Source organism: Enterobacter sp. MGH 24 (assembly GCF_000493015.1).
Classification (GTDB): domain Bacteria; phylum Pseudomonadota; class Gammaproteobacteria; order Enterobacterales; family Enterobacteriaceae; genus Enterobacter.
Genome location: NZ_KI535657.1, coordinates 4,279,339 through 4,306,131, shown reverse-complemented (window position 1 = coordinate 4,306,131; position 26,793 = coordinate 4,279,339). Strand labels below are relative to the sequence as shown.

The 26,793-nt window shown below is 54.1% G+C and carries 26 protein-coding genes; 14 read left to right on the top strand and 12 right to left on the bottom strand.

Annotation, left to right across the window (positions count from 1 at the left end; translation table 11 throughout):
* From L370_RS01865 to L370_RS01885, 5 genes are all read right to left on the bottom strand, one after another.
* Window positions 1–717, bottom strand: a complete 717-nt coding sequence (locus L370_RS01865) for an ABC transporter ATP-binding protein (protein WP_023336152.1) — start codon at window positions 715–717, stop codon at window positions 1–3.
* Window positions 714–1,589: an ATP-binding cassette domain-containing protein gene (locus tag L370_RS01870; RefSeq protein ID WP_023336151.1), complete on the bottom strand. Its 876-nt coding sequence runs from the start codon at window positions 1,587–1,589 to the stop codon at window positions 714–716. The genes L370_RS01865 and L370_RS01870 overlap by 4 nt, the downstream gene beginning before the upstream one ends.
* Window positions 1,586–2,860, bottom strand: coding sequence for a high-affinity branched-chain amino acid ABC transporter permease LivM (gene livM / locus L370_RS01875; RefSeq protein ID WP_032666630.1), 1,275 nt, complete (start codon window positions 2,858–2,860; stop codon window positions 1,586–1,588). The genes L370_RS01870 and livM overlap by 4 nt, the downstream gene beginning before the upstream one ends.
* Window positions 2,861–2,871: 11 nt before the next feature.
* Window positions 2,872–3,786, bottom strand: coding sequence for an ABC transporter permease subunit (locus tag L370_RS01880; protein WP_023336149.1), 915 nt, complete (start codon window positions 3,784–3,786; stop codon window positions 2,872–2,874).
* Window positions 3,787–3,885: 99 nt separating this feature from the next.
* Entirely contained in the window at window positions 3,886–5,007 is a 1,122-nt protein-coding gene (locus tag L370_RS01885; RefSeq protein WP_023312277.1) for a branched-chain amino acid ABC transporter substrate-binding protein, read from the bottom strand.
* Window positions 5,008–5,432: 425 nt separating this feature from the next.
* On the opposite strand from L370_RS01885, the gene L370_RS01890 reads away from it, so the two are divergent.
* On the top strand, window positions 5,433–6,101 hold the full coding sequence (locus L370_RS01890) for a YecA/YgfB family protein (RefSeq protein ID WP_023336148.1): 669 nt from the start codon (window positions 5,433–5,435) through the stop codon (window positions 6,099–6,101).
* A 36-nt stretch (window positions 6,102–6,137) separates the two neighbouring features.
* Here L370_RS01890 and tyrP read toward each other — a convergent pair whose 3' ends face one another.
* From tyrP to yecR, 3 genes are all read right to left on the bottom strand, one after another.
* On the bottom strand, window positions 6,138–7,289 hold the full coding sequence (tyrP, locus tag L370_RS01895; protein WP_252043638.1) for a tyrosine transporter TyrP: 1,152 nt from the start codon (window positions 7,287–7,289) through the stop codon (window positions 6,138–6,140).
* A gap of 311 nt (window positions 7,290–7,600) precedes the next feature.
* Window positions 7,601–8,098 (bottom strand): non-heme ferritin, encoded by a 498-nt coding sequence (ftnA, locus tag L370_RS01900; RefSeq protein WP_023336146.1) that lies wholly within the window; start codon window positions 8,096–8,098, stop codon window positions 7,601–7,603.
* 204 nt (window positions 8,099–8,302) lie between these two features.
* On the bottom strand, window positions 8,303–8,641 hold the full coding sequence (yecR, locus tag L370_RS01905; protein ID WP_023336145.1) for a YecR family lipoprotein: 339 nt from the start codon (window positions 8,639–8,641) through the stop codon (window positions 8,303–8,305).
* A 234-nt stretch (window positions 8,642–8,875) separates the two neighbouring features.
* On the opposite strand from yecR, the gene azuC reads away from it, so the two are divergent.
* A complete protein-coding gene (gene azuC / locus L370_RS23515; RefSeq protein ID WP_014884364.1) occupies window positions 8,876–8,959 on the top strand; it encodes a stress response protein AzuC in 84 nt (27 codons plus the stop codon).
* A gap of 109 nt (window positions 8,960–9,068) precedes the next feature.
* Window positions 9,069–9,320, top strand: coding sequence for a DUF2766 family protein (locus L370_RS01910; protein WP_008500405.1), 252 nt, complete (start codon window positions 9,069–9,071; stop codon window positions 9,318–9,320).
* Window positions 9,321–9,362: 42 nt separating this feature from the next.
* Here the strand turns inward: L370_RS01910 and L370_RS01915 are convergent, their stop codons facing one another.
* Together L370_RS01915 and L370_RS01920 are read right to left on the bottom strand one after the other, a co-directional pair.
* Complete coding sequence (locus L370_RS01915; RefSeq protein ID WP_023336144.1) at window positions 9,363–10,706, bottom strand: anaerobic C4-dicarboxylate transporter; 1,344 nt, start codon at window positions 10,704–10,706, stop codon at window positions 9,363–9,365.
* Window positions 10,707–11,098: 392 nt separating this feature from the next.
* Window positions 11,099–11,602, bottom strand: coding sequence for a non-heme ferritin-like protein (locus L370_RS01920; protein WP_023336143.1), 504 nt, complete (start codon window positions 11,600–11,602; stop codon window positions 11,099–11,101).
* A 788-nt stretch (window positions 11,603–12,390) separates the two neighbouring features.
* Between L370_RS01920 and araF the strand changes: the two genes are divergently transcribed.
* The 5 genes from araF to otsA all read left to right on the top strand — a co-directional run bounded on the left by araF (window position 12,391) and on the right by otsA (window position 18,347).
* Window positions 12,391–13,380, top strand: a complete 990-nt coding sequence (gene araF, locus L370_RS01925) for an arabinose ABC transporter substrate-binding protein AraF (RefSeq protein ID WP_008500409.1) — start codon at window positions 12,391–12,393, stop codon at window positions 13,378–13,380.
* A gap of 72 nt (window positions 13,381–13,452) precedes the next feature.
* Window positions 13,453–14,967, top strand: coding sequence for an L-arabinose ABC transporter ATP-binding protein AraG (araG, locus tag L370_RS01930; protein WP_023336142.1), 1,515 nt, complete (start codon window positions 13,453–13,455; stop codon window positions 14,965–14,967).
* A 14-nt stretch (window positions 14,968–14,981) separates the two neighbouring features.
* A complete protein-coding gene (gene araH / locus L370_RS01935; RefSeq protein WP_023336141.1) occupies window positions 14,982–15,968 on the top strand; it encodes an L-arabinose ABC transporter permease AraH in 987 nt (328 codons plus the stop codon).
* A gap of 176 nt (window positions 15,969–16,144) precedes the next feature.
* The gene (gene otsB / locus L370_RS01940) at window positions 16,145–16,948 is read left to right on the top strand and encodes a trehalose-phosphatase (protein WP_023336140.1); all 804 of its coding nucleotides are present in this window, start codon (window positions 16,145–16,147) and stop codon (window positions 16,946–16,948) included.
* Window positions 16,923–18,347 carry an alpha,alpha-trehalose-phosphate synthase gene (gene otsA, locus L370_RS01945; RefSeq protein ID WP_023336139.1) on the top strand — a complete coding sequence of 475 codons (1,425 nt, stop codon included), beginning with the start codon at window positions 16,923–16,925 and terminating at the stop codon, window positions 18,345–18,347. Before otsB ends, otsA begins: the two co-directional genes overlap by 26 nt.
* A gap of 15 nt (window positions 18,348–18,362) precedes the next feature.
* Here the strand turns inward: otsA and uspC are convergent, their stop codons facing one another.
* A complete protein-coding gene (uspC, locus tag L370_RS01950) occupies window positions 18,363–18,791 on the bottom strand; it encodes a universal stress protein UspC (protein WP_023336138.1) in 429 nt (142 codons plus the stop codon).
* A 795-nt stretch (window positions 18,792–19,586) separates the two neighbouring features.
* Between uspC and flhD the strand changes: the two genes are divergently transcribed.
* The 6 genes from flhD to cheW all read left to right on the top strand — a co-directional run bounded on the left by flhD (window position 19,587) and on the right by cheW (window position 25,019).
* The gene (gene flhD, locus L370_RS01955; RefSeq protein WP_023336137.1) at window positions 19,587–19,937 is read left to right on the top strand and encodes a flagellar transcriptional regulator FlhD; all 351 of its coding nucleotides are present in this window, start codon (window positions 19,587–19,589) and stop codon (window positions 19,935–19,937) included.
* A 2-nt stretch (window positions 19,938–19,939) separates the two neighbouring features.
* The gene (gene flhC, locus L370_RS01960; RefSeq protein WP_013096051.1) at window positions 19,940–20,518 is read left to right on the top strand and encodes a flagellar transcriptional regulator FlhC; all 579 of its coding nucleotides are present in this window, start codon (window positions 19,940–19,942) and stop codon (window positions 20,516–20,518) included.
* A 123-nt stretch (window positions 20,519–20,641) separates the two neighbouring features.
* Window positions 20,642–21,529 (top strand): flagellar motor stator protein MotA, encoded by an 888-nt coding sequence (motA, locus tag L370_RS01965; protein ID WP_008500417.1) that lies wholly within the window; start codon window positions 20,642–20,644, stop codon window positions 21,527–21,529.
* Window positions 21,526–22,455 (top strand): flagellar motor protein MotB, encoded by a 930-nt coding sequence (gene motB, locus L370_RS01970; RefSeq protein WP_023336136.1) that lies wholly within the window; start codon window positions 21,526–21,528, stop codon window positions 22,453–22,455. Before motA ends, motB begins: the two co-directional genes overlap by 4 nt.
* A 4-nt stretch (window positions 22,456–22,459) precedes the next feature.
* Window positions 22,460–24,496, top strand: coding sequence for a chemotaxis protein CheA (gene cheA, locus L370_RS01975; RefSeq protein ID WP_023336135.1), 2,037 nt, complete (start codon window positions 22,460–22,462; stop codon window positions 24,494–24,496).
* 19 nt (window positions 24,497–24,515) lie between these two features.
* Complete coding sequence (gene cheW, locus L370_RS01980) at window positions 24,516–25,019, top strand: chemotaxis protein CheW (RefSeq protein ID WP_008500420.1); 504 nt, start codon at window positions 24,516–24,518, stop codon at window positions 25,017–25,019.
* A 96-nt stretch (window positions 25,020–25,115) separates the two neighbouring features.
* Here the strand turns inward: cheW and L370_RS01985 are convergent, their stop codons facing one another.
* The gene (locus tag L370_RS01985) at window positions 25,116–26,381 is read right to left on the bottom strand and encodes a dicarboxylate/amino acid:cation symporter (RefSeq protein WP_023336134.1); all 1,266 of its coding nucleotides are present in this window, start codon (window positions 26,379–26,381) and stop codon (window positions 25,116–25,118) included.
* Window positions 26,382–26,793: the final 412 nt, after the last annotated feature.

Sequence of the window (26,793 nt, the reverse complement as noted above, 5' to 3'; positions counted from 1 at the left end):
TCACACCCCGCCCAAATAAGCCTTCCTCACCTCCTGATTCCCCAGCAACTCCTCGCCGCTGCCGCTCAGCCGGATCTGTCCGTTAACCATCACATACCCGCGATCGGAAAGCTTCAGCGCGTGGTGCGCATTCTGCTCCACCAGAAAGATGGTCATGCCGTTGCGGGCCAGCTCGCGCAGCGTCTGGAAGATCTGTTTCACCACTATCGGCGCCAGACCGAGGCTCGGTTCATCCAGCAGCAGCAGCTTCGGACGGCTCATCAGCGCCCGGGCAATCGCCAGCATCTGCTGTTCCCCGCCGGACATGGTCATCGCGCGCTGCTTGCGTCGCTCCTTAAGGCGAGGGAAGAGGTCGAACATGGTTTGCATATCCTCAGCGGCAAACTGGCTGCCGATGGGGATGGTGCCCATCAGCAGGTTTTCTTCAACGGTCATATCCGGGAAGATTCGTCTGCCTTCCGGCGCCTGCGCAATGCCGCCGGAGGCGACGTAGTGGGTGGATTTATGGCTGATATCTTCACCACCGAAAAGGATCTGCCCGTTGCGGATGCGGGGCTGGCCAAAGATGGACATCAGCAGTGTCGATTTACCCGCGCCGTTTGCGCCAATCAGCGCCACGGTTTCCCCTTTATTGACCTCGAGGGAAACCTGCTTCAGCGCCTGAATGACGCCGTAAAATACATCCACCTCGCGAAAGGCCAGCAGCGGTTCGCTCATAGGGTGACCTCGCTTTCGTCCGTACCCAGGTAGGCGGCAATGACCTTTTCATCATGCTGGATCTGTTCGGGTTTTCCTCTGGCAATAACATCGCCGTGGTCGAGCACGATAATGTCGTCCGAAATCTCCATCACCATCCCCATATCATGCTCAATCAGTAATACCGTGATGTCATGATGATCCCGCAGAAAGCGAATAATGCTGCTCAACTTATGCGTTTCAACCGGGTTCAGCCCGGCGGCAGGTTCATCCAGACAGATCATTTCCGGCCCGGTGCACATTGCTCGTGCGATTTCCAGACGCCGCTGCTGGCCGTACGACATCTCTCCAGCGAGGCGATTGGCGCAGTCCACAAGATCCACCACTTCCAGCCAGTAGAAGGCCCTGTCCAGGGCGTCGCTTTCCGCCCGCCGGTATGCCGGCGTATTTAAGATCCCGGCGAGCAGATTGCGGTTAACGCGCATATGCTGCGCGACCAGCAGGTTTTCCACGACCGACATCTCGCGAAAAAGACGGATATTTTGAAACGTGCGCGCCAGCCCTGCGCGGTTGACCAGATGCGTTCCGCCAAACATTTTGTAGAACAGACGCTGCCCGAACTGCGCGGGGTTGATCCAGTCGCCCGGCTGGAATTTTTGTCCGAGGACCTGAATGACGTTGGTCGTTTTATTGCGGGTATTAAATAAAATGTTGCCGCCGGAGGCTCTGTAGAAGCCCGTCAGGCAGTTAAACACGGTAGTTTTTCCCGCCCCGTTTGGCCCAATCAGGGCGGTAATTGATCCGCGCTGCACGTCCAGGTTGACGTCGTTTAGCGCCTTAATCCCGCCGAAGTGCATCATCAGATGTTCAACGCGTAATATCGTTCCGTTCATGGCGCGACGCCCTTACGCACGGCAAACCCGCTGCGGTTAATGCGGATCAAACCGCGTGGACGCCAGATCATCATCACCACCATGAGCATGCCAAACAGCAGGACGCGGTACTCGGCAAAACTGCGCAGCAGCTCCGGCGTGACCGTGAGCACAAAGGCGGCCAGCACCACGCCTAGCGTAGAGCCCATACCGCCCAGCACCACAATGGCGAGGATCAGCGCCGATTCAAAGAAGGTAAAGGAGGTGGGATTCACGAACCCCTGATAGGTGGCGAAGAACACCCCGGCAATGCCCGCGGTGGACGCGCCCAGCGTAAAGGCAGACAGCTTAACCAGAACATGATTCAACCCCATTGAGCGGCAGGCAATTTCGTCTTCTCGCAGGGCTTCCCACGCCCGACCAATCGGCATCCGCGTCAGGCGGTGCTTGATATAGAGCACCAGCATCACCACCAGGAACAGCACCGCGTAGATAAAAATAAACTTCATGTTCGGGTTGTAGGTCAGGTGGAAAAATTCGTGAAAGGGCACGCCGCCTTCTTTCGCGCGTCGCCCAAATTCCAGGCCGAAAAAGGTGGGGGGAGGGGCCGACACGCCGTTTGGGCCGCCGGTGAAGGTCAGCCAGTTGTTCAGTATCAGGCGAATAATCTCCCCGAACCCGAGGGTGACGATGGCGAGATAGTCACCGTGCATGCGCAGTACCGGGAAACCGAGCAGAGCGCCTGCGGCGGCGGCCATGATTGCCGCCAGCGGCAGCATGCTCCAGAAGCCTAAGCCGAGATACTGGTATCCCAGCGCCAGACCGTACGCCCCAATCGCGTAGAACGCGACATATCCCAGATCCAGCAGACCGGCCAGACCCACGACGATATTCAGACCCAGGCCGAGAAGCACGTAGATCAGCCCGAGAATGGCGACGGTCAGCACATATTTCGTGGCGACAAACGGAAAGCAAATCGCAAGGGTTATCACCAGAGGAATAATCCAGCGCATGCGGCTTTTGTATTCCGGTGGCCGGACATATACGCCCGCGCTATCGGCTTCGAAGCGCGCCTGGAAACGGGCGCCCGCAGCCGTACCTAAAAAGGCGCTCAGCAGAAAACGCCCGAGCATGACGATGCCAACCATCCAGGCCAGCCGCTGCCCTGCGAAGTTAAAGCTGTACCCGTCCAGCACCACGCCGGCTATGGGGCCGAAGATAATCAGCGCAATCAGCCCGGAAAAAATCGCGTCCAGCATGCAGCGTTTAAGTGAAAAACCGTGTGATGTCATCATTCTCTCCCTCACACCTTAGCCACAATCGGACGCCCAAGCAGGCCCTGGGGGCGGAAAATCAGGATCATGACCAGCAGGCCGAACGAGAAGACGTCTTTATAGTCCGAGTTCACCATGCCCGAGAACTGGGCCTCCGCCACGCCGAGGATAAGGCCACCGAGCATGGCGCCGGGGAGGGAGCCGATGCCGCCGAGTACCGCCGCAGTAAAGGCTTTAATGCCGATCACGAACCCAACGTAGAAATCGAAGGTGCCGTAATTCATGGTGATCAGCACGCCTGCCAGACCGGCCATCGCCGCGCCGATGACAAAGACCAGCGAAATAATCCGGTCGGTGTTAATGCCCAGAATAGAGGCCATCTTACGATCCTGCTGCACCGCGCGGCACATCCGGCCCAGCCGGGTATGGTTGATTATCCAGGTGAGCACCAGCATGCCGGCAAACGAGGCGATCAGAATAAACACCTTGGTGTAGGTTATCTGCACGAACCCGTCACCCAGATGCAGGCGAATAACGCCGTCCAGCATGGTCGGCACCCCCTGCTGGCGCGGACCCTGGCTCAGCTGCGCGTAGTTTTGCAGGATGAGCGACATCCCGATGGCGGAGATCAGCGGCGCCAGACGCGTGGAGTTGCGCAGCGGCTTGTAGGCGATACGCTCGATAGTCCAGCCGTACACGCCGGTCACCACGATGGTGAATACCAGCGTCCCGAGGATCAGCAGCGGAAACGACTGCAGACCGAAGAAAGAGAGCAGCGCCAGGCCAATGGCGCAGAGATAGGCGGAAATCATATACACTTCGCCGTGGGCGAAGTTGATCATGCCGATAATGCCGTACACCATGGTGTAGCCGATGGCGATCAGGCCATAGACGGAGCCAAGCGTTAAGCCATTGATTAACTGTTGCAGGAAGAATGTACTCATCTTAGCGCGCTCGTTTTATAGGCTGCGCGAGCCGCACAGCCTGATGTTTATTACGCGCCGACGGGCAACCCCGCCGACGTTGAGCGTGACTCCGTCCCGTTACTGCACTTCCTTATATTTTCCTTTGTCGTCCCACTGATAAACCACGTAGTCAGACACTTTCAGATCGCCTTTACTGTCCCAGGCTTTTTTGCCCATCACCGTGTCGACGGAATTGGCTTTCAGCCACTCGCTGGCTTTGGCGGAGTCCTTGCCGCCGGTCGCCTTGAAGGCCGCGGCAATGGCCTGGACGGAGGCATAGGAGTAAAGGGTGTAACCTTCCGGTTCAAATTTACCGGCGCGGAATTTCTCGATAACCGCTTTACCGTCCGGGATCAGGCGCGGATCTTTACCGAAGGTCATGTAAATACCGTTGGTGTACTGCGGGCCACCCGCGGCGGTCACCATCTCTTCGTTGACAATACAGTCGCCGGAGAAGAATTTCGCCTGCACGCCCTGTTCGCGCATCTGGCGAACCAGCGGACCGGCTTCCGGGTGACAGCCGCCGAAGAACACGACGTCCGGTTTCTGCGCGCCGATCTTCGTCACCAGCGCGTTAAAGTCTTTTTCACCGCGGGATAACCCCTCATACATCACATCCTGAACCCCGCGTTTCGCCAGCGCCGCTTTGGTGGCGTCAGCCAGACCCTGACCATAGGTGTCTTTATCGTGAATAATCACCACGCGCTTGGCTTTCAGCTTGTCGATGATGAAGTCGCTGGCCACCTGACCCTGCTGGTCATCGCGGCCGCACATGCGGAACATGTCGCTCATGCCGCGCTCGGTGATCAGCGGGTTAGTTGAGCCGGGGGTAATCGCAATAATGCCTGCGTCGCTATACACCTCGGAGGCGGGCATGGTGGAAGAGGAGCAGAAATGGCCGACCACGGCGTTGACTTTATCCTGGTCAACTAAACGGTTGGCAACGGCCACGGCCTGCTTGGGCTCACAGGCGTCATCTCCCTGAACCAGTTTGATCTTCTCGCCGTTAATGCCGCCTGCGGCATTGATGTCTTCAGCGGCCTGCGTTGCGCCGTGCCAGTACTGATCGCCATAGGTGGCATTCGGACCGGTGAACGGCCCGGCCACGCCAATCACAATATCTGCCCGGGCGGAAAACGCCGTCACCAGGCAACCGGCCAACACGAGAGAAAGGGGAGTTCTGATAAATTTCAGCGACATTATTATGTTCCTTAGCAAAGAGGTTTTTGCACCACGGCGTAAACCCGAACGCCCGACGGCGCAGCCAATCCGAAACACGAGCAAGAACAAAATGCACTAAACGAACAAGATACAGACGGCATCCTGCATATTACGGCGAGATTTCCCTGCGCAGGATCGCGCGAAGAACGTTAAGCAAAAACGTTGCCAGAATGGTTAACCCATTGACGGGCATGCGACATGTTTGAGTATAGAGCGCCGCGTTATGCCGCCTTGCGGAAGGAGAAGAAATTACAGCGGAGATCACATATCGTTAACAATAAAGCCCATAAGTTGTGCAACGGTCACGATTTGCACGTTTTTGCAGCAATAAAGACCTAAACTTCAGCCCGGAGAGGCGTGAGAGATGTGTTAGGATCGTTTCCTTTTTTGCAGGAGTGTCAGCGATGACTGAAGGCCCATTGAATGAAAGCGAAATGGCGTGGCTTGAAGAGACGTTAATGTCTTACGGCCATGATGACGCGTCCGTGATTGACGTGTCCGAACTGGACGGCATGCTTACCGCAGTGCTTTCCGGTCCTGTTGTCGTTGAGCCAGATGCCTGGCTGGTGGCGGTGTGGGGTGGCGAGAAGTACATTCCGCGCTGGAAAAACGATCGTGAGATGAACCGTTTTATCGATCTCTGCTTTAAGCATATGAACGATATTGCCGAGCGCCTGAGCGAGTATCCGGATCAGTTTGAACCGATGTTCGGTTACAACGACGTTGACGGTGAGAGCTATACCGTGGTGGAAGAGTGGTGCTATGGCTATATGCGCGGCGTGGCGCTGACGGACTGGTCAGCCTTGCCGGAAGCCCTGAAGGCCGATCTTGAGGTGATTGCGCTGCACGGGACGGAAGAGAACAGCGAAAAGCTGGATGAACTGTCCGAAGAGGAGTATATCGCCAGCATCGAAAGCATCCAGCCTGCGGCACTGCGTTTATATCAATACTGGGTTAACAACCCGCAGCAGCCGGAAGTGAAGAAGCCGACGGTGAACGGCACGAAGGTTGGTCGTAACGATCCGTGTCCTTGCGGCAGCGGGAAGAAGTTTAAGAGCTGCTGTTTGCACTGATAAAAAAAGGGGCTGATGATAGCCCCTTTTTTTTATTTAACCCACTTCCGGCAGCATCCCGGCTGCAATCAACACCTGCACCAGAATAATCACCACCCCACAGCCAAACACAACGCACAGCAGCGGTTTTCCGCCCGCCACGCGATATCCTTGCTGAGGATGCTGCTGGCGGCTTTTCCACGCCAGCAGGGAAGGGAGCAGCAGGGCCAGGATAGAGAGCGCCACCCCCGCATAGCCCAGCGCCATTACAAACCCGCGTGGGTAAAACAGCGCAAAAGCGAGCGGCGGCAGGAAGGTGATGGCCCCCGTCTGCAACCGTCCAGCCGCGGTATTGCGACGCTGGAACAGGTCGGCCAGGTAATCAAACAGGCCGAGCGCCACGCCCAGGAACGAGGTTGCCAGCGCCAGGTCGGCAAACAGGTGTACCGCCAGCTCCACGTGCGGGGAGGTGACGACTTCGCGCAGCGCCAGCAAAAAACCGTTCAGGCCAGCGTGTTGCGCCATCAGCCCAATAAAGGTTGAGGAGTCAATGCTGCCCAGCGTCACCAGCTGCCAGAAAATATAGGCGATCAGCGGGATCGCGCTGCCGATTACAAAGACGCGACGCAGCTTGCGGATATCGCCGTTCATATAGCTGACGATGCTCGGCACGCTGCCGTGGAAGCCAAACGAGGTGAAAATGACCGGGATCGCGGAAAGCGCCAGCCCTTTTTCCAGCGGCAGCGTCAGCAGGTTGACCTTGTGCACGTGCGGCGCCAGCAGCACCAGCATGATAATCAGGAAGAGAATTTTGGCGCTGAACAGAAAGCGGTTAAACAGATCGACCAGCGATGTCCCCACGCAGACCACGCCGCCGCCGATGAGCGCAAAGAAGATAGCCCCCGTCGCCGGGGTAATGTCAGAGCCAAACCAGTCGTTGACGCTGGAGGCGATAAGTTCCCCGGCGCCGCTGATATAGGCGGCGGTCAGGGCGTACATCAGGAACATCATGCTAAAGCCGGTTATCCACTGGCCGTAGCGTCCCAGATAGCGTGCCGCAAGCGAACCCAGACCGGTGTCGGCGGGCACGTGCTGGTAAACCTCAAGCAGCAGCAGGGCGGTGTAGCACATCAGCGCCCAGAGCGTGCCCAGCAGCAGCAGGGTCATGCTAAATCCCACGCCCGCGGCTGCCAGGGGCATTGCCAGCATTCCTGCGCCAATCGTCGTTCCGGCGACGATAAAAATACTTCCCAGGGTTCTGTTTTTCACGCTTTCCTCTACAACGATGCTTAACCGCGAATAAATCTGCGGCGCAGAGTAAGGCAAAAGGGGTAATTCGTCAAACCACCGTTACAAGGGGTGTAATGAAAGGTTTACGTATTGCGCTGCCGGCAATTCGACGACGTGGGGCGACGGTCAGGCGTGACGTAAACAGGGCGTACGGGGAATAAAATGGGTATTTAGATGCGGGGGAGGGAAGGTCAATTAACGCGGTGCCGGAAACCGGCACCGCGCTGAAATTAATTCTGCGTATCGAGAGTGGAAAGTTCTTTATCAATAAAGTAAAGACCTTCGCCGGATTTCCCCACCAGAGATAATTTATCCAGCACGGATTTAAACAGCTTCTCTTCTTCGTGTTGTTCAGCGACGTACCACTGAAGGAAATTAAAGGTTGGATAATCCTGGCTGGTCATCGCGGCATGAACCAGTTCGTTAATTTTCTGCGTGATCAGCTGCTCGTGCTCGTAGGTGGCGCGGAACAGTTCATCGAGAGAATTATACTCGGCAAACGGTGACGTCACGGTTTCAATGCGCGGCAGGCTGCCCGTATCCGTCAGATAATCAAACAGACGCTGCATGTGGGTCATCTCTTCCTGAGCGTGACGACGCAGAAACGCAGCCGCGCCTTCGAAGCTGTGATAGCTGCACCACGCGCTCATCTGCTGGTAGAGCAGGGATGAAAAAAGCTCAAGATTCATTTGTGCGTTGAGCTTGTCGATCATTTCAGTTTTCAGCATGGTGACGCTCCGGATTATTATTTCTGGTTCACAATGAGCGACACTATAATTTGTTATTTAATTATTTGCAAAACGTAAAATTTTTATTTTATTTATTTAAAATACGAATGGGAATAAAACGCATTGGCGATTTTTATAACCTAATAATGAGAATTGTTTTTGTTCGTAATAAAATAAACCGCCAGCACGCGCTGGCAGCTTCGATTAATACCACGGATTATTTGACTTAGGGTTAACGGCGTAGCCCATACATTTATACTGGATAGTCACGCTCTCGTTCAGGCACAAAGAGCCGCTCGTCAGGGTGCAGGTTTTAATGGGCTGACCATAGGCTGAGGCTGTGGCATACCCCATACTCTGACACGCTTTTGCCGCCGTGCCGTTATTTACATACTCATCGGAATACGCATTTTGCAGCGCTGCCTGGCCGTAGTCGAGGCGGACGATGCCGTTCGGCGCGTCGAGGCTGCTGACTTCAGCCTGGCGGTTGATACTACACCCCGCGAGCAGCAGGATTGTGCCGGCTACAATGACTCTTTTCATGGTTCGCTCTGAGTGGATGGAAATACGTTATCGTACCCGCAGATGCCCACTGCAATGCCTGGAATAGCCGGACAATCTGCCCTCACTCTTCGCAACGGGTCAAAGGTCAGCGCTTTCAGACCATGCCCTGATAGAAATGTGATGTGCATCACAAAAATGTTGATTTTTGTGATAATGGTCATATTATAAGCACGTTGACGATAAAGTTGTATAACAAGTTAATGGAGCACCATCGTGAAACTGCGCAAAATCCTGAAAAGCATGTGGGCCAATTACTGCCGCACGTTCAAAGACGTGCCGCCGGGCGCCATGTTCTGATAAAAAAACCTGCTTCGGCGGGTTTTTTTGTGCCTGCAGGCGACGAAGGGAAGATGTCAGGGGGCGTGTTTTGATACTATGGCGGCCTTTAAATAAGGAGAAAACCCCCATGTCACAAAACCTGAGCGCCGATCAGGAACTGGTCTCTGACGTTGTCGCCTGTCAGCTGGTGATCAAACAAATTCTTGATGTTCTGGACGTGATTGCGCCGGTTGAAGTGCGCGAGAAGATGTCTACGCAGCTGAAAAACATCGATTTCGCCAGCCATCCTGCTGCCGCTGACCCGGTCACGCTTCGTGCGATCCAGAAAGCCATCGCGCTGATTGAGCTGCGATTCACCCCGCAGGGTGAGTCCCACTAAAGCAGGGAAATGGGCGACGGCATGTGTCGCCCTTTGATGCGGTTAGAAGAACGTCTGGACCAGCAGGTAGCTCGCCGCGCACGCGCAGCTTACCCCAATCAGCCCTGGCAGAATAAAGCTGTGGTTGATGATAAATTTGCCGATGCGGGTCGTGCCTGAACGGTCAAATCCGATGCAGGCCAAATCACTTGGATAGGTCGGCAGGACAAAATAGCCGTATGACGCCGGGAAAAAGGCGATCAGCATTTTCGGGTCGATGCCGAGCATCAGGCCCATAGGCGCAACGGCCGTCAGCGCAGCCGCCTGGCTGTTCACCAGTTTTGACACCAGAAACAGCACAATGGCATACGTCCACGGGTGGCTTTTCACCACGCCTTCCAGCGCCAGCTTTAGCTCATCAAGATGCGCCTGGAAAAAGGTATCGCTCATCCACGCCACGCCGAACACCGAGAAGATCGCCACCATACCGGCCTTAAACACCGCACCGTTGGAAATCGCCGACGCATTGACCTTACAGGCCATCAGCATCACGGCGCCCGCAATTAACATCATCATTTGAATGACAAGGTTCATCGACAGCGCCGTCATTTTGCCTTTCAGCTCAAAGGCGGGGCGCAGTTCAGGGAATGCCCCCAGCAGGACAACCACGGCAATACCGGCAAAGAAAATCCACGTGGACCAGTAGGCCTGTTTAGGGAAACGCTGATTCATTAACGTCTCCGTACCGCCGTAGATAAACTCGCGCTGCTTAGGATCTTTCAGCTTTTCCTGAAACTCCACGTCATCAGCCAAATCTTTTCCGCGGCGTAAACTCCACAGGGCCGCAATGGCCACGCCGAAAAGCGAAGCGGGAACCGACACGGCGAGAATTTCCAGGATCCCCCACGCGTGGCCGATCCCATGCTGGGCCGCCAGGATGGAGACCAGCGACACGACGGCAACGGAAACGGGGGAAGCCGTAATCGCCATCTGTGATGCCACCGAGGCCACGGCCATGGGGCGCTCCGGGCGGATCCCTTTTTTCAGGGCGATATCCGCAATGATGGGGAACATGGTGTAGACCACATGCCCGGTGCCGCACAGAAAGGTCAGCATCCAGGTGGTGAAAGGGGCGAGCAGGGTGATGTGCTGCGGGTGTTTGCGCAGCAGACGTTCAGCAAACTGCATCATGACGTTGAGGCCGCCGGCGGTCTGCAGCGTAGCGGCACAACCAATCACCGCGAGGATGGTCAGCATAACGTCTACCGGCGGCTTACCCGGTTGCAGACCAAAGACAAAACATAAAATAAAAAGACCAATACCGCTGATTAACCCAAGCCCCATACCGCCGAAACGCGTACCCGTCAGCAGGCAGAGGAGAATAACAACAAACTCAATGGTGATCATGATGCTCCCTCGTCAATGATTATGTAACTAAATAAATCATCACACGTTGTGTGGTTAATCATTGGGAGCCAGATCTGAATTGTTAAATTTCAGCAAAAGCAGGAGGTTGGAGAGGGGAAAAGGAATCCTGCCTCAGGTGGGAGGAGGGATCCCCACAAAACAATGCCTGCACGGACGACTCCCTCTCCCTTGAGGGAGAGGGCTGTGGTGAGGGGGAACATACGGCTGTGGTGGTCATTCCGTTCACTTCATTTTCCTTGCTACTCTGTAACGACATGACCGCCGGACCAGGACATCGCTGTAAGTTATTCACTTGACTGATACAAAATTCATCGCTTCAGGTTAATAAATTCCTGGGAAACCCTCAGCCCGGTTGGAGCAGATTAAAAAACTCAGTGGTGCTGCACCGCCACAATGTCGAGCAGATGACGGTCGGTTTGCTCAGGACATAAACCCGCCTGCTGCGCATTATGGATCTCATCCGCCAGCGTCTTCAGCAGCATGCCGTCCTGCTGCTGCTCTTTGTCCATATCGCGTAAGAATTTAAGCGTCGTAATGTCCTGCTGCGCTTTGGCTTCATCGGCCAGCTTGCTGAGCGTGCTGCAGCGCTGTTCATACTCTTCAAGCGTTTTCTGAAACAGCTCTTCCAGGCAAGAGTAGTTTTCATTGATCCCATCAAGGGCTTTAACGACAGGATTTGCCCCTGCGGCTTTCAGGAAGTTAAAGACACGCATCATATGGGTGACGTTGCTTTGCGCCTGAGAGCGAAAGAATGTGGCAGATCCCGTGAGGCTATTCTCGGCACACCACGCACTTAAGTGAAGGTGCAGATTCGAGGCGTAGAACTCAAGGTTCATCTGCGCGTTAAGTTTTTGCATCATCGTTGGGGTAGCCATACTCATATCCTTATTGACTGTGGGACGTGATGTCCGTTGCATAACCTGAGCGTCAGGCAAATACGAAGAAAAGAGCAGAAATACAGATACTGCCGTGACCGAAGTCGACCGAAATTCACTTCCTGTGTTCGATATAAATAAGCATACCCTTGTCTTTGGTCTAAGAAAACTCTTAATTAGGCTGTGTTTACCATACATTACAAACTTTAATATAGTACAGAAATGCAATTAGCTAGCCATGAATTAAACATTGTTTAATGGACTGATAGTTAACGGTTTTTGTTGCTGAGATACATGGTTACTCTTTCGGAAATATTAAGTTGGAATATTACTCCGAGAAAAAGAGAAATACGGTTTAATCGTTTCGAATATATGATGTGCCAATAAAATTGCGCTAAATCAATTTCTGCGAAATAGCGGTTTTTCAGGTGACTCATGCATTTTTGATGAAAAACATATTAAACCCCTTTAACGCCAGGTGTCGTTTTGCCCGCTGAGGAGGATCAGGGATATCTTAGCTAATCTTATGGATAATTCTGCTTAACCCCATTCCATTTGTCTGACAAATCCTGCCTTTTTTATGTCATTTTTCGCTGAATTTATGTACGCAATTACTGTAATTCTGCGGTGTGATGGGGCTCTCTTATGGATGATTAATTTCCCGCTAAAACTATCACCAGCAATAACGCTTATGACGAGGTAAGCGCTAATGCCTTGTTTTAAGTCCGATTAAATAAGAAGCACGCACATATTCCCTACAGAAAAGAATGCTAAAGCTGGAGTTTACCATGCACAAATTTACTAAAGCGCTGGCGGCCATCGGTCTGGCTGCCGTTATGTCACAATCCGCTATCGCTGAGAATTTAAAACTTGGTTTTTTGGTAAAACAGCCCGAAGAGCCCTGGTTCCAGACTGAGTGGAAATTCGCCGATAAAGCCGGGAAAGATTTAGGTTTTGAAGTCATTAAAATCGCCGTGCCTGACGGTGAAAAAACCCTGAACGCCATCGACAGCCTGGCGGCCAGCGGCGCAAAAGGTTTCGTTATCTGTACCCCGGATCCAAAGCTGGGATCGGCAATCGCGGCGAAAGCGCGCGGTTACGATATGAAGGTCATCGCGGTTGACGATCAGTTCGTTAACGCCAAAGGCAAACCGATGGACAGCGTACCGCTGGTCATGATGGCGGCAACCAAAATCGGCGAACGCCAGGGCCAGGAACTCTATAAAGAGATGCAGAAACGCGGCTGGGATGTCAAAGAGACCGCGGTGATGGCTATCACCGCTGACGAGCTGGACACTGCACGTCGTCGTACTACCGGTTCAATGGACGCGCTGAAAGCGGCCGGCTTCCCGGAAAAACAGATCTACAAAGTCCCAACTAAATCCAACGATATTCCGGGGGCTTTCGACGCCGCGAACTCTATGCTGGTCCAGCACCCGGAGGTCAAACACTGGCTGGTGGTCGGCATGAACGACAACACCGTGCTGGGTGGGGTTCGTGCGACGGAAGGCCAGGGCTTCAAAGCGCCTGACGTGATCGGGATTGGCATCAACGGCGTTGACGCCGTAAGCGAGCTGTCCAAAGCGCAGGCTACCGGGTTCTACGGTTCTCTGCTGCCAAGCCCGGACGTTCACGGCTACAAATCCAGTGAGATGCTCTACAACTGGGTAACCAAAGGGGCTGAACCGCCGAAATTTACCGAAGTGACCGACGTGGTGCTGATTACCCGCGACAACTTCAAAGAGGAGCTGGCGAAAAAAGGACTGGGCGGTAAGTAAATACGCTGTGATTGTGCCCCTCATGCATCGTGAGGGGCCTGACGTACACACTACAGGAATCACGGAGTCGTTATGCAACAGTCTAATCCGTATCTCTCTTTTCGCGGCATCGGGAAAACCTTCCCCGGTGTTAACGCGCTGACCGATATCAGCTTCGACTGCTATGCCGGCCAGGTTCACGCCCTGATGGGGGAAAACGGTGCCGGAAAATCCACGCTGTTGAAAATTCTCAGCGGCAACTATACGCCGACGACCGGCACGCTGGCTCTGCGCGGTGAAGAGGTGGCCTTTGCCGATACCACGGCGGCGCTCAATGCCGGGGTGGCGATTATCTATCAGGAGCTGCACCTCATTCCTGAGATGACCGTGGCGGAAAACATCTATTTAGGACAGCTCCCGCACAAAGGCGGCGTGGTGAATCGTTCGCTACTTAATTATGAAGCGGGGCTGCAGCTTAAGCACCTGGGTCTGGACGTTGATCCCCAGACGCCGCTGAAATACCTCTCCATCGGCCAGTGGCAGATGGTTGAAATTGCCAAGGCGCTGGCGCGTAACGCCAGGGTTATTGCCTTCGATGAACCTACCAGTTCGCTCTCCGCGCGCGAAATCGACAATCTGTTCCGCGTGATCCGTGAATTACGTCAGGAAGGCCGTACGATTTTGTATGTCTCGCACCGCATGGAAGAGATATTTGCTCTGAGCGATGCCATCACCGTCTTTAAAGATGGCCGCTATGTGCGCACCTTTACCGATATGCAGCAGGTTAACCATGACCAGCTTGTTCAGGCGATGGTCGGCCGCGACCTGGGCGATATCTATCACTGGAAACCCAGGGAGTACGGCCCTGAACGCCTGCGACTGGACAACGTCAAAGCGCCGGGCGTACGAACGCCGGTTTCGTTATCCGTGCGCAGCGGGGAGATCGTCGGGCTATTTGGCCTGGTGGGGGCGGGGCGCAGCGAGCTGATGAAAGGCCTGTTCGGCGGTACCCGCATTACCGATGGGCAGGTCTCCATTGACGGCGAACGGATAGATATCCAGAAACCGGCCCATGCGATCAGGGCGGGCATGATGCTCTGCCCGGAAGACCGTAAAGCCGAAGGGATTATTCCCGTGCATTCGGTACGCGACAACATCAATATTTCCGCCCGCCGCAAGTTTATTCGCGCAGGCTGCCTGATAAACGATAGCTGGGAGTCGAGCAATGCCGACCACCATATTCGCTCGCTGAATATCAAAACGCCGGGTCCGGAACAGCTGATCATGAATCTGTCAGGCGGAAATCAGCAGAAGGCGATTTTAGGCCGCTGGCTGTCAGAAGATATGAAGGTCATTTTACTGGACGAGCCGACGCGCGGTATCGATGTGGGGGCAAAACACGAGATTTATAACGTGATCTATGAGCTGGCAAAACGCGGCGTGGCGGTGCTCTTCGCCTCCAGCGATCTGCCGGAGGTGCTTGGCGTGGCCGACCGCATTGTGGTGATGCGTGAAGGCGAAATTGCCGGCGAATTACTTCATGAACAGGCGAATGAACAACAGGCGTTGAACCTCGCCATGCCTAAAGTCAGCCAGGCTGTCGCCTGAGTAAGGAGTTAATGATGTCCTCTGTTACTACATCCGGAGTGCCGAAGTCGAAGTCGGCGTTGAGTTTTGGGCGCATCTGGGATCAGTACGGCATGCTGGTGGTTTTTGCCGCGCTGTTCCTTGCCTGCGCGATCTTTGTCCCTAATTTTGCCACCTTCATTAATATGAAGGGGCTGGGGCTGGCCATTTCTATGTCCGGGATGGTGGCCTGCGGGATGCTGTTCTGTCTGGCCTCCGGCGATTTTGATCTGTCGGTGGCGTCGGTGATTGCCTGTGCGGGCGTCACGACGGCAGTGGTGATCAACATGACGGAAAGCCTGTGGATAGGCGTTCTGGCCGGTCTGCTACTCGGCGTCATCAGCGGTCTGGTGAACGGTTTTGTTATCGCCCGCCTGAAGATTAACGCCCTGATCACGACGCTCGCGACGATGCAAATTGTCCGCGGGCTGGCCTATATCATCTCCGACGGTAAAGCGGTGGGGATTGAAGACGAGCGCTTCTTTACGCTGGGTTACGCCAACTGGCTGGGTCTGCCCGCGCCTATCTGGCTGACCGTGGCCTGCCTGATCCTGTTTGGCTTCCTGCTTAACCGGACCACCTTTGGCCGTAATACGCTGGCGATTGGCGGTAACGAAGAGGCCGCTCGCCTGGCCGGGGTGCCGGTGGTACGAACCAAGATTATTATCTTTGTGCTCTCCGGGCTGGTTTCTGCCGCAGCGGGGATTATTCTGGCTTCGCGTATGACCAGCGGCCAGCCGATGACCTCTATCGGTTACGAGCTGATCGTCATTTCAGCCTGCGTTTTAGGGGGCGTTTCCCTCAAGGGCGGCATCGGAAAAATCTCATATGTGGTGGCCGGTATCCTGATTTTGGGGACGGTGGAGAACGCCATGAACCTGCTGAATATTTCGCCGTTCTCGCAGTACGTCGTGCGTGGTCTGATCCTGCTGGCAGCCGTGATTTTCGACCGTTACAAGCAAAAAGCGAAGCGCACCGTGTAACGCCAGCGCTGCGTTTTTATTGCACAACTCATAACCTTAGTTGACCCCAGAACCGCCCCGCCAGTTTTACTGGCGGGGCGGTTGTCAAATGGCGAGCCCCGTCACACTGTCTATACTTACATGGCTATGAAAGAGGTAAAGGCGTTTACCTCTCGCAAACCGTAAGGAGGATTAGGGTGGCTGACTCGTTAACCGCACCGCCTGTACTGCCCGGAAAATATGCTTTCTTTTTTGACCTCGACGGGACACTCGCCGGGATCCAGCCGCATCCTGACGACGTGGTCGTACCGGATACGGTGCTAGAGAATTTGCAGCAGCTCTCCAGACTGAACGAGGGCGCATTGGCATTGATTTCAGGGCGCTCAATGGCCGAGCTGGACGTGCTCGCCAGTCCTTACCACTTTCCGCTAGCCGGTGTACACGGAGCGGAGCGCCGCGATATCCATGATCAACTGCACGTTGTATCACTTCCCGAGACCTTAATTCAGGCGTTACACACTCAACTCTCCTCGGCGCTTGAGTCGCTTCCGGGCACTGAACTGGAAGCGAAGGGCATGGCTTTCGCTTTGCACTATCGTCAGGCACCGCATCACGAGGCGGCGGTCTTTGCGATTGCTCGCAGCGTGACCGATGCACACCCGCAGCTCGCGCTGCAGCCGGGGAAGTGCGTCGTTGAGATAAAACCTGAGGGGATTAATAAAGGTGCTGCTATTGCGGCGTTTATGGCGGAACCGCCATTTAAGGGACGTACACCGGTATTTTTTGGCGATGACCTGACCGACGAGGCCGGGTTTCGCGTGGTGAATCAGGCCGGAGGGATCGCTGTCAAGGTGGGGCCTGGTGACACCGTTGCCGAATGGCTACTGGCGGATGTCGCCAGCGTCTGGCAGTGGATATCTGACATCGCTAACCAGCAACAACAACAAATAGCGCAAAGCAAAGGGGGAAACCATTATGGGTCGCTTAGTCGTCGTCTCTAACCGAATCGCACCGCCTGACGATAAAAAAGCCAGTGCAGGTGGTCTGGCGGTAGGGGTATTAGGTGCCTTAAAAGCCGCTGGCGGGCTGTGGTTTGGCTGGAGTGGGGAAATCAGTGAAGAAGAGAAACCGCTCAAAAAGGTGACGCGTGGAAACATTACGTGGGCTTCATTTGCATTGAAAGAGAAAGACTATGACGAGTATTACTCGCAGTTCTCGAATGCCGTCCTGTGGCCCGCGTTTCACTATCGTCTAGACCTGGTCAAATTCCAGCGTGAGTCCTTCGAAGGCTACTCGCGCGTGAATGCGTTGCTGGCGGATAAACTGCTGCCATTAATCGAAGAAGACGATATTTTATGGATCCACGATTATCATCTGCTGCCCTTCGCGCGCGAACTGCGAAAAAGAGGGGTAAATAACCGGATTGGCTTCTTCCTGCACATCCCGTTCCCGACGCCGGAGATTTTTACCGCGCTGCCGCCGCATGAAGAATTGCTGGAGGCGCTGTGTGATTACGATTTGCTGGGCTTCCAGACCGAAAATGACCGCCTCGCATTCCTTGACTCCGTCTCAGGTAAAGCGCGTCTGGTGACCAAAGGCGGGAAAACCCATACGGCATGGGGGAAAACCTTCCACACCGAAGTGTATCCGATAGGGATTGAGCCTGACGACATCGCGGAGCAGGCTTCCGGCCCGCTGCCGCCGAAGCTGGCGCAGCTTAAGAATGAACTTAAGCACGTGAAAAACATCTTCTCGGTTGAGCGTCTTGATTATTCCAAAGGGCTGCCGGAACGCTTCCTGGCCTATGAAACGCTGCTGGATAAATATCCGCAGCATCACGGTAAAATCCGCTACACCCAGATCGCGCCGACGTCGCGCGGTGAGGTTCAGGCCTATCAGGATATTCGCCATCAGCTGGAGACAGAAGCAGGGCGCATCAATGGCCGCTACGGCCAGCTGGGCTGGACGCCGCTCTTTTACCTGAATCAGCACTTTGACCGTAAGATCCTGATGAAGGTTTTCCGCTATGCGGACGTTGGACTGGTCACGCCGCTGCGCGACGGGATGAACCTGGTGGCGAAAGAGTATGTGGCGGCGCAGGATCCTGCCGACCCGGGTGTTCTGGTGCTCTCCCAGTTCGCCGGAGCCGCAAATGAGCTCACGTCGGCGCTTATCGTGAACCCTTATGACAGGGATGACGTGGCGAACGCGCTGAACCGCGCCCTGACAATGCCGCTCACGGAACGTCTTTCCCGCCATGCTGACATGATGGAGACGATCCGTAATAACGACATTAACCACTGGCAGGCACGTTTTATTCAGGATCTGCGGGATATCGCCCCGCAAAGTCATGAAGGCGATCTGCAAAAAAAGATCGCGACCTTTCCTAAACTCGCCTGATTTTCCGCTGGGGGGTTAACTCCCCCCAAGCGGCACTAACAGCACATCGACCTGGCTCGACGCGACAATAGATTTCGCGGCGCAGGCTGCGCGCGATATAAAGCTGTGGTTATGATTCCCGCAAATCACTAAATCAATATGTTGATTACGGCACACGTCGAGAATATGGGCGTTAAGTTCCCCGGTCGCAATAATTGTCTCATAAACCGGATATTGTGCCTTTTCCACCAGTTCGCGCAGAAATTGCTGCGTTTCTTCCTGAAGGACCTCACGAATATCCTCCAGCATGGGGGCGGCCAGCTGATTATACATCTCAGGCTCTGCGGCAAGCGTGATGAGGCTGATGCGGGCATTGTGGGGTCTGGCAATGGAAACTGCCCGGGCAACGAGCTGATGGCTTTCGGGAGAAACTGCTACGGAAACAAGCAGATGGGAGTAACTCATGGCGCACTCCTTAGGTGTCTGAAAGACAGCGTTTGATCACCTTTACCGCGAAATCTCTGGATCTGCAAGACCTGATTACGACATTAGTGTGAAGCTTATCATAATTATTCATTAATTATTCTTATAAGAAGAATAACTGAAAAATGCGCCTAAATGAAAAAAATTAACAACTTAACGTAAATCACACAAATTCACGCTTTCGCTGTTAAATCGTTTTTACGCGTTACAAAATCATTTCGAATGATCACGTACAGAAACATCTTTTATGTGCTATCTGCATAACTATATGTTTTTTCACGGTAAGAAAAATGTTTCCTGGAGAGGCGTTTGTTGTAAATGTTTCCGCGCGGCGCTTACGGCGGGAAAAGCACGATGTATGCCAGTTCGGATCACCCGTCTGCATGAGTATTCGTCAATTAAGAATACAAAACAGTGCCGATTGGTTAAAAAACGATCAAATTACAAGTCATACTGATGGATTTATGGGGCATATTCACTTAAATTGTGTGACGTGGATCACATTTTTTTTAAATTTGAGGGTGGCTGGATTGTATGTGACAAAACTGACGAGTAGAGTTTGCGTCGAATTAGGAAAAATCTTAGTTATTTGTAAGAAATGATAAAACATGTAAGAGACGCATTCGCGGTTTCTCTCTTACGGGTTTCAATGAATACAAACCTAAATTCAACTATGCATTTAGCCTTTTCTTTTTTATACCGGGTGATTTCCCGGCGACATCACGGGGTGCGGTCTTTCCGCATAAAAATAATAGTTGGTTATTCGGGATGGGAACAATGCATACATCCGAGTTGCTAAAACATATCTATGACATCAATTTGTCGTATTTACTGCTCGCGCAGCGTTTGATTAGTCAGGACAAGGCGTCCGCGATGTTTCGTCTGGGTATTAACGAAGAGATGGCAACCATGCTGGGCGGTTTAACCCTCCCGCAGATGGTTAAACTGGCTGAAACGAATCAACTGGTTTGCCAGTTCCGTTTCGATGATTCGCAGACAATAACGCGTCTGACGCAGGATTCCCGTGTGGACGATCTTCAACAGATCCATACCGGTATTCTTCTCTCCACTCGCTTGCTTAACGAAATCAGCCAGCCTGATGACGCAGCCCGTAAGAAAAGGGCCTAGCAATGAGCGAGAAAAGCATTGTTCAGGAAGCGCGTGACATACAGTTGGCCATGGAGCTGATTACGCTGGGTGCTCGTTTACAAATGCTGGAAAGCGAGACTCAGTTGAGCCGTGGCCGTCTCATCAAACTGTACAAAGAGTTACGTGGTAGTCCCCCGCCGAAAGGCATGCTGCCGTTTTCTACCGACTGGTTTATGACGTGGGAGCAGAATATTCACGCTTCCATGTTCTGTAATGCCTGGCAGTATCTTCTCAAAACCGGTTTGTGTAGCGGCGTTGACGCCGTGATCAAAGCGTACAAACTTTACCTTGAACAATGCCCACAGCAGGAAGAAGGCCCTCTGCTGGCGCTGACCCGCGCATGGACGCTGGTGCGTTTTGTTGAGAGCGGAATGCTTGAACTGTCGCGCTGCAACTGCTGCGACGGCAATTTTATTACCCATGCTCATCAGCCTGCAGGCAGCTTCGCATGTAGTTTATGTCAGCCTCCATCCCGCGCAGTAAAAAGACGTAAACTTTCCCGGGATGCTGCCGATATTATTCCACAACTGCTGGATGAACAGATCGAACAAGCTGTTTAACCCGAACGTGTGGGAAAGATTCCAGCAGCGGTAAGCAATTACCGCTGCTTTTTTTTACCCCGCAAACGGTAAACGCTGCGAGCTGGTCGTCCTTGCCATAGTCACTAGCGGAAGGATGATGTCGTGCTTATCTTATTAGGTTACCTGGTAGTTCTCGGTACAGTTTTCGGCGGTTACATGATGACCGGCGGGCACCTTGGAGCACTCTATCAACCGGCTGAACTTATTATCATCGGCGGTGCAGGGGTAGGGGCTTTTATCGTTGGTAACAACGGTAAATCGATCAAGGGCACGCTGAAAGCGATTCCGTTGCTGTTCCGTCGCTCGAAATACACCAAAAGTATGTATATGGATCTGCTGGCACTGCTCTATCGCCTGATGGCGAAGTCCCGTCAGCAGGGCATGTTCTCGCTTGAACGGGATATTGAAAACCCAAAAGAGAGCGAAATTTTTGCCAGCTATCCGCGCATTCTTGCTGACGCCATGATGCTGGATTTCATCGTCGACTATCTGCGGCTCATCATCAGCGGCAATATGAATACCTTCGAAATCGAAGCACTGATGGACGAAGAGATCGAAACCCACGAAAGCGAATCTGAAGTGCCGGCCAACAGCCTGGCGCTGGTCGGCGATTCACTTCCGGCATTCGGCATCGTTGCTGCGGTAATGGGGGTAGTTCACGCCCTGGCCTCGGCAGACCGTCCGGCAGCCGAGCTCGGTGCGCTGATTGCCCATGCGATGGTGGGAACTTTCCTCGGTATTCTGCTGGCGTACGGCTTCATCTCTCCGCTGGCAAGCGTTTTGCGCCAGAAGAGCGCGGAAACCACCAAAATGATGCAGTGCGTGAAGATCACGCTGCTCTCTAACCTCAACGGTTACGCGCCACCGATCGCGGTTGAGTTTGGCCGTAAAACGCTTTACTCCAGCGAGCGTCCGTCGTTTATCGAGCTTGAAGAACACGTGCGTGCGGTGAAAAACCCAAACCAACAGACGACAACTGAGGACGCATGAAAAACCAGTCCCATCCGATCGTCATCGTAAAAAAACGCAAGCACAAGGGTGGCGGGCATGGCGCACACGGCTCGTGGAAAATTGCGTACGCCGACTTTATGACTGCAATGATGGCGTTCTTTCTGGTGATGTGGCTGATCTCCATCTCCAGCCCAAAAGAACTGATCCAGATTGCCGAATATTTCCGAACGCCGCTGGCAACGGCGGTGGCCGGTGGGCCGCGTATCTCTAACAGCGACAGCCCGATCCCGGGCGGCGGCGATGATTACACCCAGCAGAAGGGTGAGGTGAAAAAAGAACCGAACATCGACGAGCTGAAAAGAAAGATGGAGCAGGCGCGTCTGAAGAAACTGCGTGGCGATCTCGATCAGCTGATCGAAGCGGATCCAAAGCTGCGCGCGCTGCGCCCGCACCTGAAGATCGACCTGGTGCAGGAAGGGCTGCGTATTCAGATTATCGACAGCCAGAACCGACCAATGTTTAAAACCGGGAGTGCGGAAGTCGAACCGTACATGCGCGACATTCTGCGTGCCATTGCACCGGTGCTGAACGGCATTCCTAACCGAATCAGCCTGTCAGGACACACGGATGATTTCCCGTACGCCAGTGGGGAGAAGGGATACAGCAACTGGGAGCTTTCTGCCGATCGTGCCAACGCCTCGCGTCGCGAGCTGGTGGTAGGTGGGCTTGATTATGGCAAGGTACTGCGCGTAGTCGGCATGGCCGCAACCATGCGCGTTTCCGACCGCGGGCCGGATGATGCCATCAACCGTCGTATCAGTCTTTTAGTGCTGAACCAGCAGGCGGAGCAGGCCATCCTGCATGAAAACGCCGAAAGTCAGAATGAGTCACTGGACGATTTAAAACAGCCTGGGGCCGTTCCTTCGGCTGCCGTTCCAACATCGCCACCAGCCAATCCGAGGTGATAGCGTGAGCATGGATATTAGCGATTTTTACCAGACATTCTTTGATGAAGCCGACGAATTGTTGGCCGATATGGAGCAACACTTGCTCGATTTGGTGCCCGAAGCGCCGGACTCCGAGCAGCTCAATGCCATCTTCCGTGCGGCGCACTCTATTAAAGGCGGAGCCGGAACGTTTGGATTTACCATCCTGCAGGAAACGACCCATTTAATGGAAAACCTGCTTGATGAAGCACGACGCGGTGAGATGCAGCTCAATACCGACATTATCAACCTGTTTTTGGAAACCAAAGATATTATGCAGGAACAGCTCGACGCCTATAAAAGTTCGGCAGAGCCTGATGCCGCCAGCTTTGAATACATCTGCAATGCGCTGCGCCAGCTCGCCCTGGAAGCAAAAGGTGAGGTCACTGCAGCCGTTGTCCCTGCGGCAAAACTGAGCGTTGTCGATGCGGTTGCTGCCGACGAGGCTGCGCCAGCCGCTGCACAAGCGAGCAAACTGCGCGTTGTGCTGTCACGCCTGAAAGAGAATGAAGTTAACCTGCTGGAAGAAGAGCTGGGTAACCTGGCGAAGTTAAGCAACGTGGTAAAAGGCAAAGACAGCCTTGCCGCGACGCTTGATGACGGTATTGGCCAGGACGATATCGTCGCGGTGCTGTGCTTTGTGATTGAAGCGGACCAGATCGCCTTCGAAACCGAAACCGCTGCGGTTGACGCCCCTGCCGCTGCAGAAGAGGTGGCTGTTGCTGCTCAGGCCGCCGCACCGGCTGTGACGCCTGCAGCCCCGGCGCTGAAGGCGGTGCCAAAAGAGGCCGCGGCACCTGGCCGTGGTGAAAAACCTGCCGCGCGTTCCAGCGAGTCAACCAGTATCCGCGTTGCCGTTGAGAAGGTCGACCAGCTGATAAACCTGGTTGGCGAACTGGTGATCACCCAGTCGATGCTGGCACAGCGTTCAAACGAACTGGATCCGGTCACCCACGGCGATCTGATTACCAGCATGGGTCAGCTGCAGCGTAACGCCCGCGATCTGCAGGAATCGGTCATGTCCATCCGTATGATGCCGATGGAATATGTCTTCAGCCGCTTCCCGCGTCTGGTCCGCGACCTTGCCAGCAAGCTGAATAAACAGATTGAACTGACCCTGATGGGCAGCTCAACTGAACTGGATAAGAGCCTGATCGAGCGCATTATTGACCCGTTAACGCACCTGGTGCGTAACAGCCTCGACCACGGTATCGAACTGCCGGAAAACCGCATTGCCGCCGGAAAATCCCCGGTCGGCAACCTGATCCTCTCTGCGGAACACCAGGGCGGGAACATCTGCATCGAAGTGACCGACGACGGCGCGGGCCTTAACCGCGAGCGCATCCTGGCAAAAGCGATTTCGCAGGGGATGGCGGTCAATGAAAACATGACCGATGAAGAAGTGGGCATGCTCATCTTCGCACCGGGCTTCTCTACCGCGGAGCAGGTGACCGACGTGTCCGGACGCGGCGTCGGCATGGACGTGGTGAAACGTAACATCCAGGAGATGGGCGGCCACGTAGAGATTCAGTCTAAACAGGGTTCCGGCACCACCATTCGCATTCTGCTGCCGCTGACGCTGGCGATTCTGGACGGCATGTCGGTCAAAGTGGCGGACGAAGTCTTTATCCTGCCGCTGAACGCCGTGATGGAATCCCTGCAGCCGCGTGAAGAAGATCTGCATCCGCTGGCGGGCGGCGAGCGCGTCCTCGAAGTGCGCGGTGAGTACCTGCCGCTGGTGGAACTGTGGAAAGTGTTCGAAGTGGACGGGGCGAAGACAGAGGCCACGCAGGGCATCGTTGTGATCCTGCAAAGCGCGGGTCGCCGCTATGCGCTGCTGGTCGATCAGCTGCTCGGTCAGCACCAGGTGGTGGTGAAGAACCTCGAAAGCAACTACCGCAAAGTGCCGGGTATTTCTGCCGCCACCATTCTGGGTGATGGTAGCGTGGCGCTGATCGTCGACGTGTCGGCGCTTCAGGGATTAAATCGTGAACAACGTGTGGCGTACACAGCCGCCTGATTAAGTAGAAGGTAATAACATGACCGGTATGAGTAATGTAACGAAACTGGCGGGCGAGCCATCAGGACAGGAATTTCTGGTATTCACTTTAGGCGATGAAGAGTACGGCATCGATATCCTTAAAGTGCAGGAAATCCGTGGTTACGACCAGGTTACCCGCATCGCTAACACGCCTGCTTTTATTAAAGGTGTCACCAACCTGCGTGGCGTCATTGTGCCAATTGTGGACCTGCGCGTGAAGTTCAGCCAGGGCGACGTTGACTACAACGACAACACCGTGGTGATCGTCCTGAACCTGGGGCAACGCGTGGTGGGTATCGTGGTGGATGGCGTATCTGACGTGCTCTCCCTGACCTCTGACCAAATTCGTCCTGCGCCGGAGTTTGCGGTCACGCTGTCGACCGAATACCTGACCGGTCTGGGCGCGCTCGGCGAGCGTATGCTGATTCTGGTGAACATTGAGAAGCTGCTGAACAGCGATGAGATGGCGCTGCTGGATATCGCCGCGAGTCATGTAGCATAAAACAACGCCGGGTGGCGCTGACGCTTACCCGGCCTACGTGTTCGAGCTATTTGTAGGCCGGGTAAGGCGAAGCCGCCACCCGGCTTTTTCATACCGTTACGCTTCCTGCTTTACCAGCTCAGCTTCAGCTTCCGCTTCCCGCGCACCTTCATTCTGCGACAGCATCGCGGTCGCAATACCATTCCCCAGCACGTTAATTGCGGAACGGCCCATATCCAGGAAGTGGTCGATGCCCATCAGCAGCAGAATACCCGCCACCGGAATATTAAAGCTCGGAATGGTGGCTGCCAGCACAACCAGCGACGAGCGCGGTACGCCCGCAATCCCTTTGGAGGCCAGCATCAGTGTTAGCATCAGCACCGTCACCTCAGAGAAGCTCAGGTGAATGTTGTACGCCTGGGCGATAAACATTGAGGCGAAAGAGCAGTACACCATCGAACCCACCAGGTTGAAGGAGTAGCCAATCGGCAGGACGAAAGAGGCGATGTTGCGCGAGCAGCCAAAACGCTCCAGCTGCTCCAGCGTTTTCGGGTAGGCGGCTTCAGAGCTGCTTGTGGTAAAGGCCACCAGGACCGGATCTTTCAGCATGCTGACCAGGCGAAACACCTCTTTTTTCAGCACCATGTAACCCACGGCCAGCAGCACCATGCAGGTCAGCAGGATCGCCACATAGTAGCCACCAATAAAGGAGGCGTAGTTCAGCAGGATGCCCAGACCCTGCGTGGCAATGACGGATGAAATCGCCGCGAAAATCGCCAGCGGAGCAACGTACATCACGTAACCCGTTACCTTCAGCATGATATGGGAAACCACATCCAGCGCGGCCACCAGCGGCGCGTTGAATTTCTGCCCCAGCGACGCGCCGCCGATGCCGAAGAACATTGAGAACACCACAATCTGCAGGATCTCGTTGTTCGACATCGCCCCTGCGATACTGGTCGGAATGGTGTGCGAAAGGAACGCTTTCAGCGTCATGCCGCCCACGGCCAGACCGGTATCCACCGCCTCGGTTGGGATCGTCAGGTTCAGACCGCTTCCCGGATGCTCGAGGGTGACGATAAACAGCCCGACCAGAATAGAGAGCACGGATGAGCTGATAAACCACACCATCGCTTTGCCGCCAACGCGGCCAATGGTCGAGGTTTCGCCCAGCTTCATAATGCCGACGGTGAGCGTGCTGAAGACCAACGGTGCAATGACCATTTTGATCAGGCGGAGGAAAATATCGGTCAGAAGGGTAATATTATCCGACCAGGCTTTGATGGCATCCGCAGATGCATATTCATGAATTGCTGCCCCTGAAAGAATACCCGCCAGCATGAATATCACGATGAAGAGTGTGAGTTTGTTTGCACTTGCCACGAAAAAAGACCCTCTATGCGCTTCAGATGTAGCCCGCGTCGATACATATAAATTTTTTATTACGATGCAGGAAATTATTCGGCACATAAATTGACGCAAAGTGTAGGGGGATACAACTCCTTTTTAAGTTTTATTAATTTTGTTGTTATTGCTCTGACGATATATTGTGATCTACATCACATATTAATGGATATATTCTCTCCGGAAAAAATAAAATCGCGGATTAAATGAATTTAAGCCTCTGTTATTAATATGAAAATTAAGTCAATAAGACATATGGCTTATGCGTCGTGGGGCAGGTGGTCGAAGCGATATCCGTAAACTAAATTCACAATAACCCCCTCAGAGGAACCTTAAGCGGGGCTAACATCTTGAACGACAAAAATAAAATGTGGCAAGGGAACGGAAACGT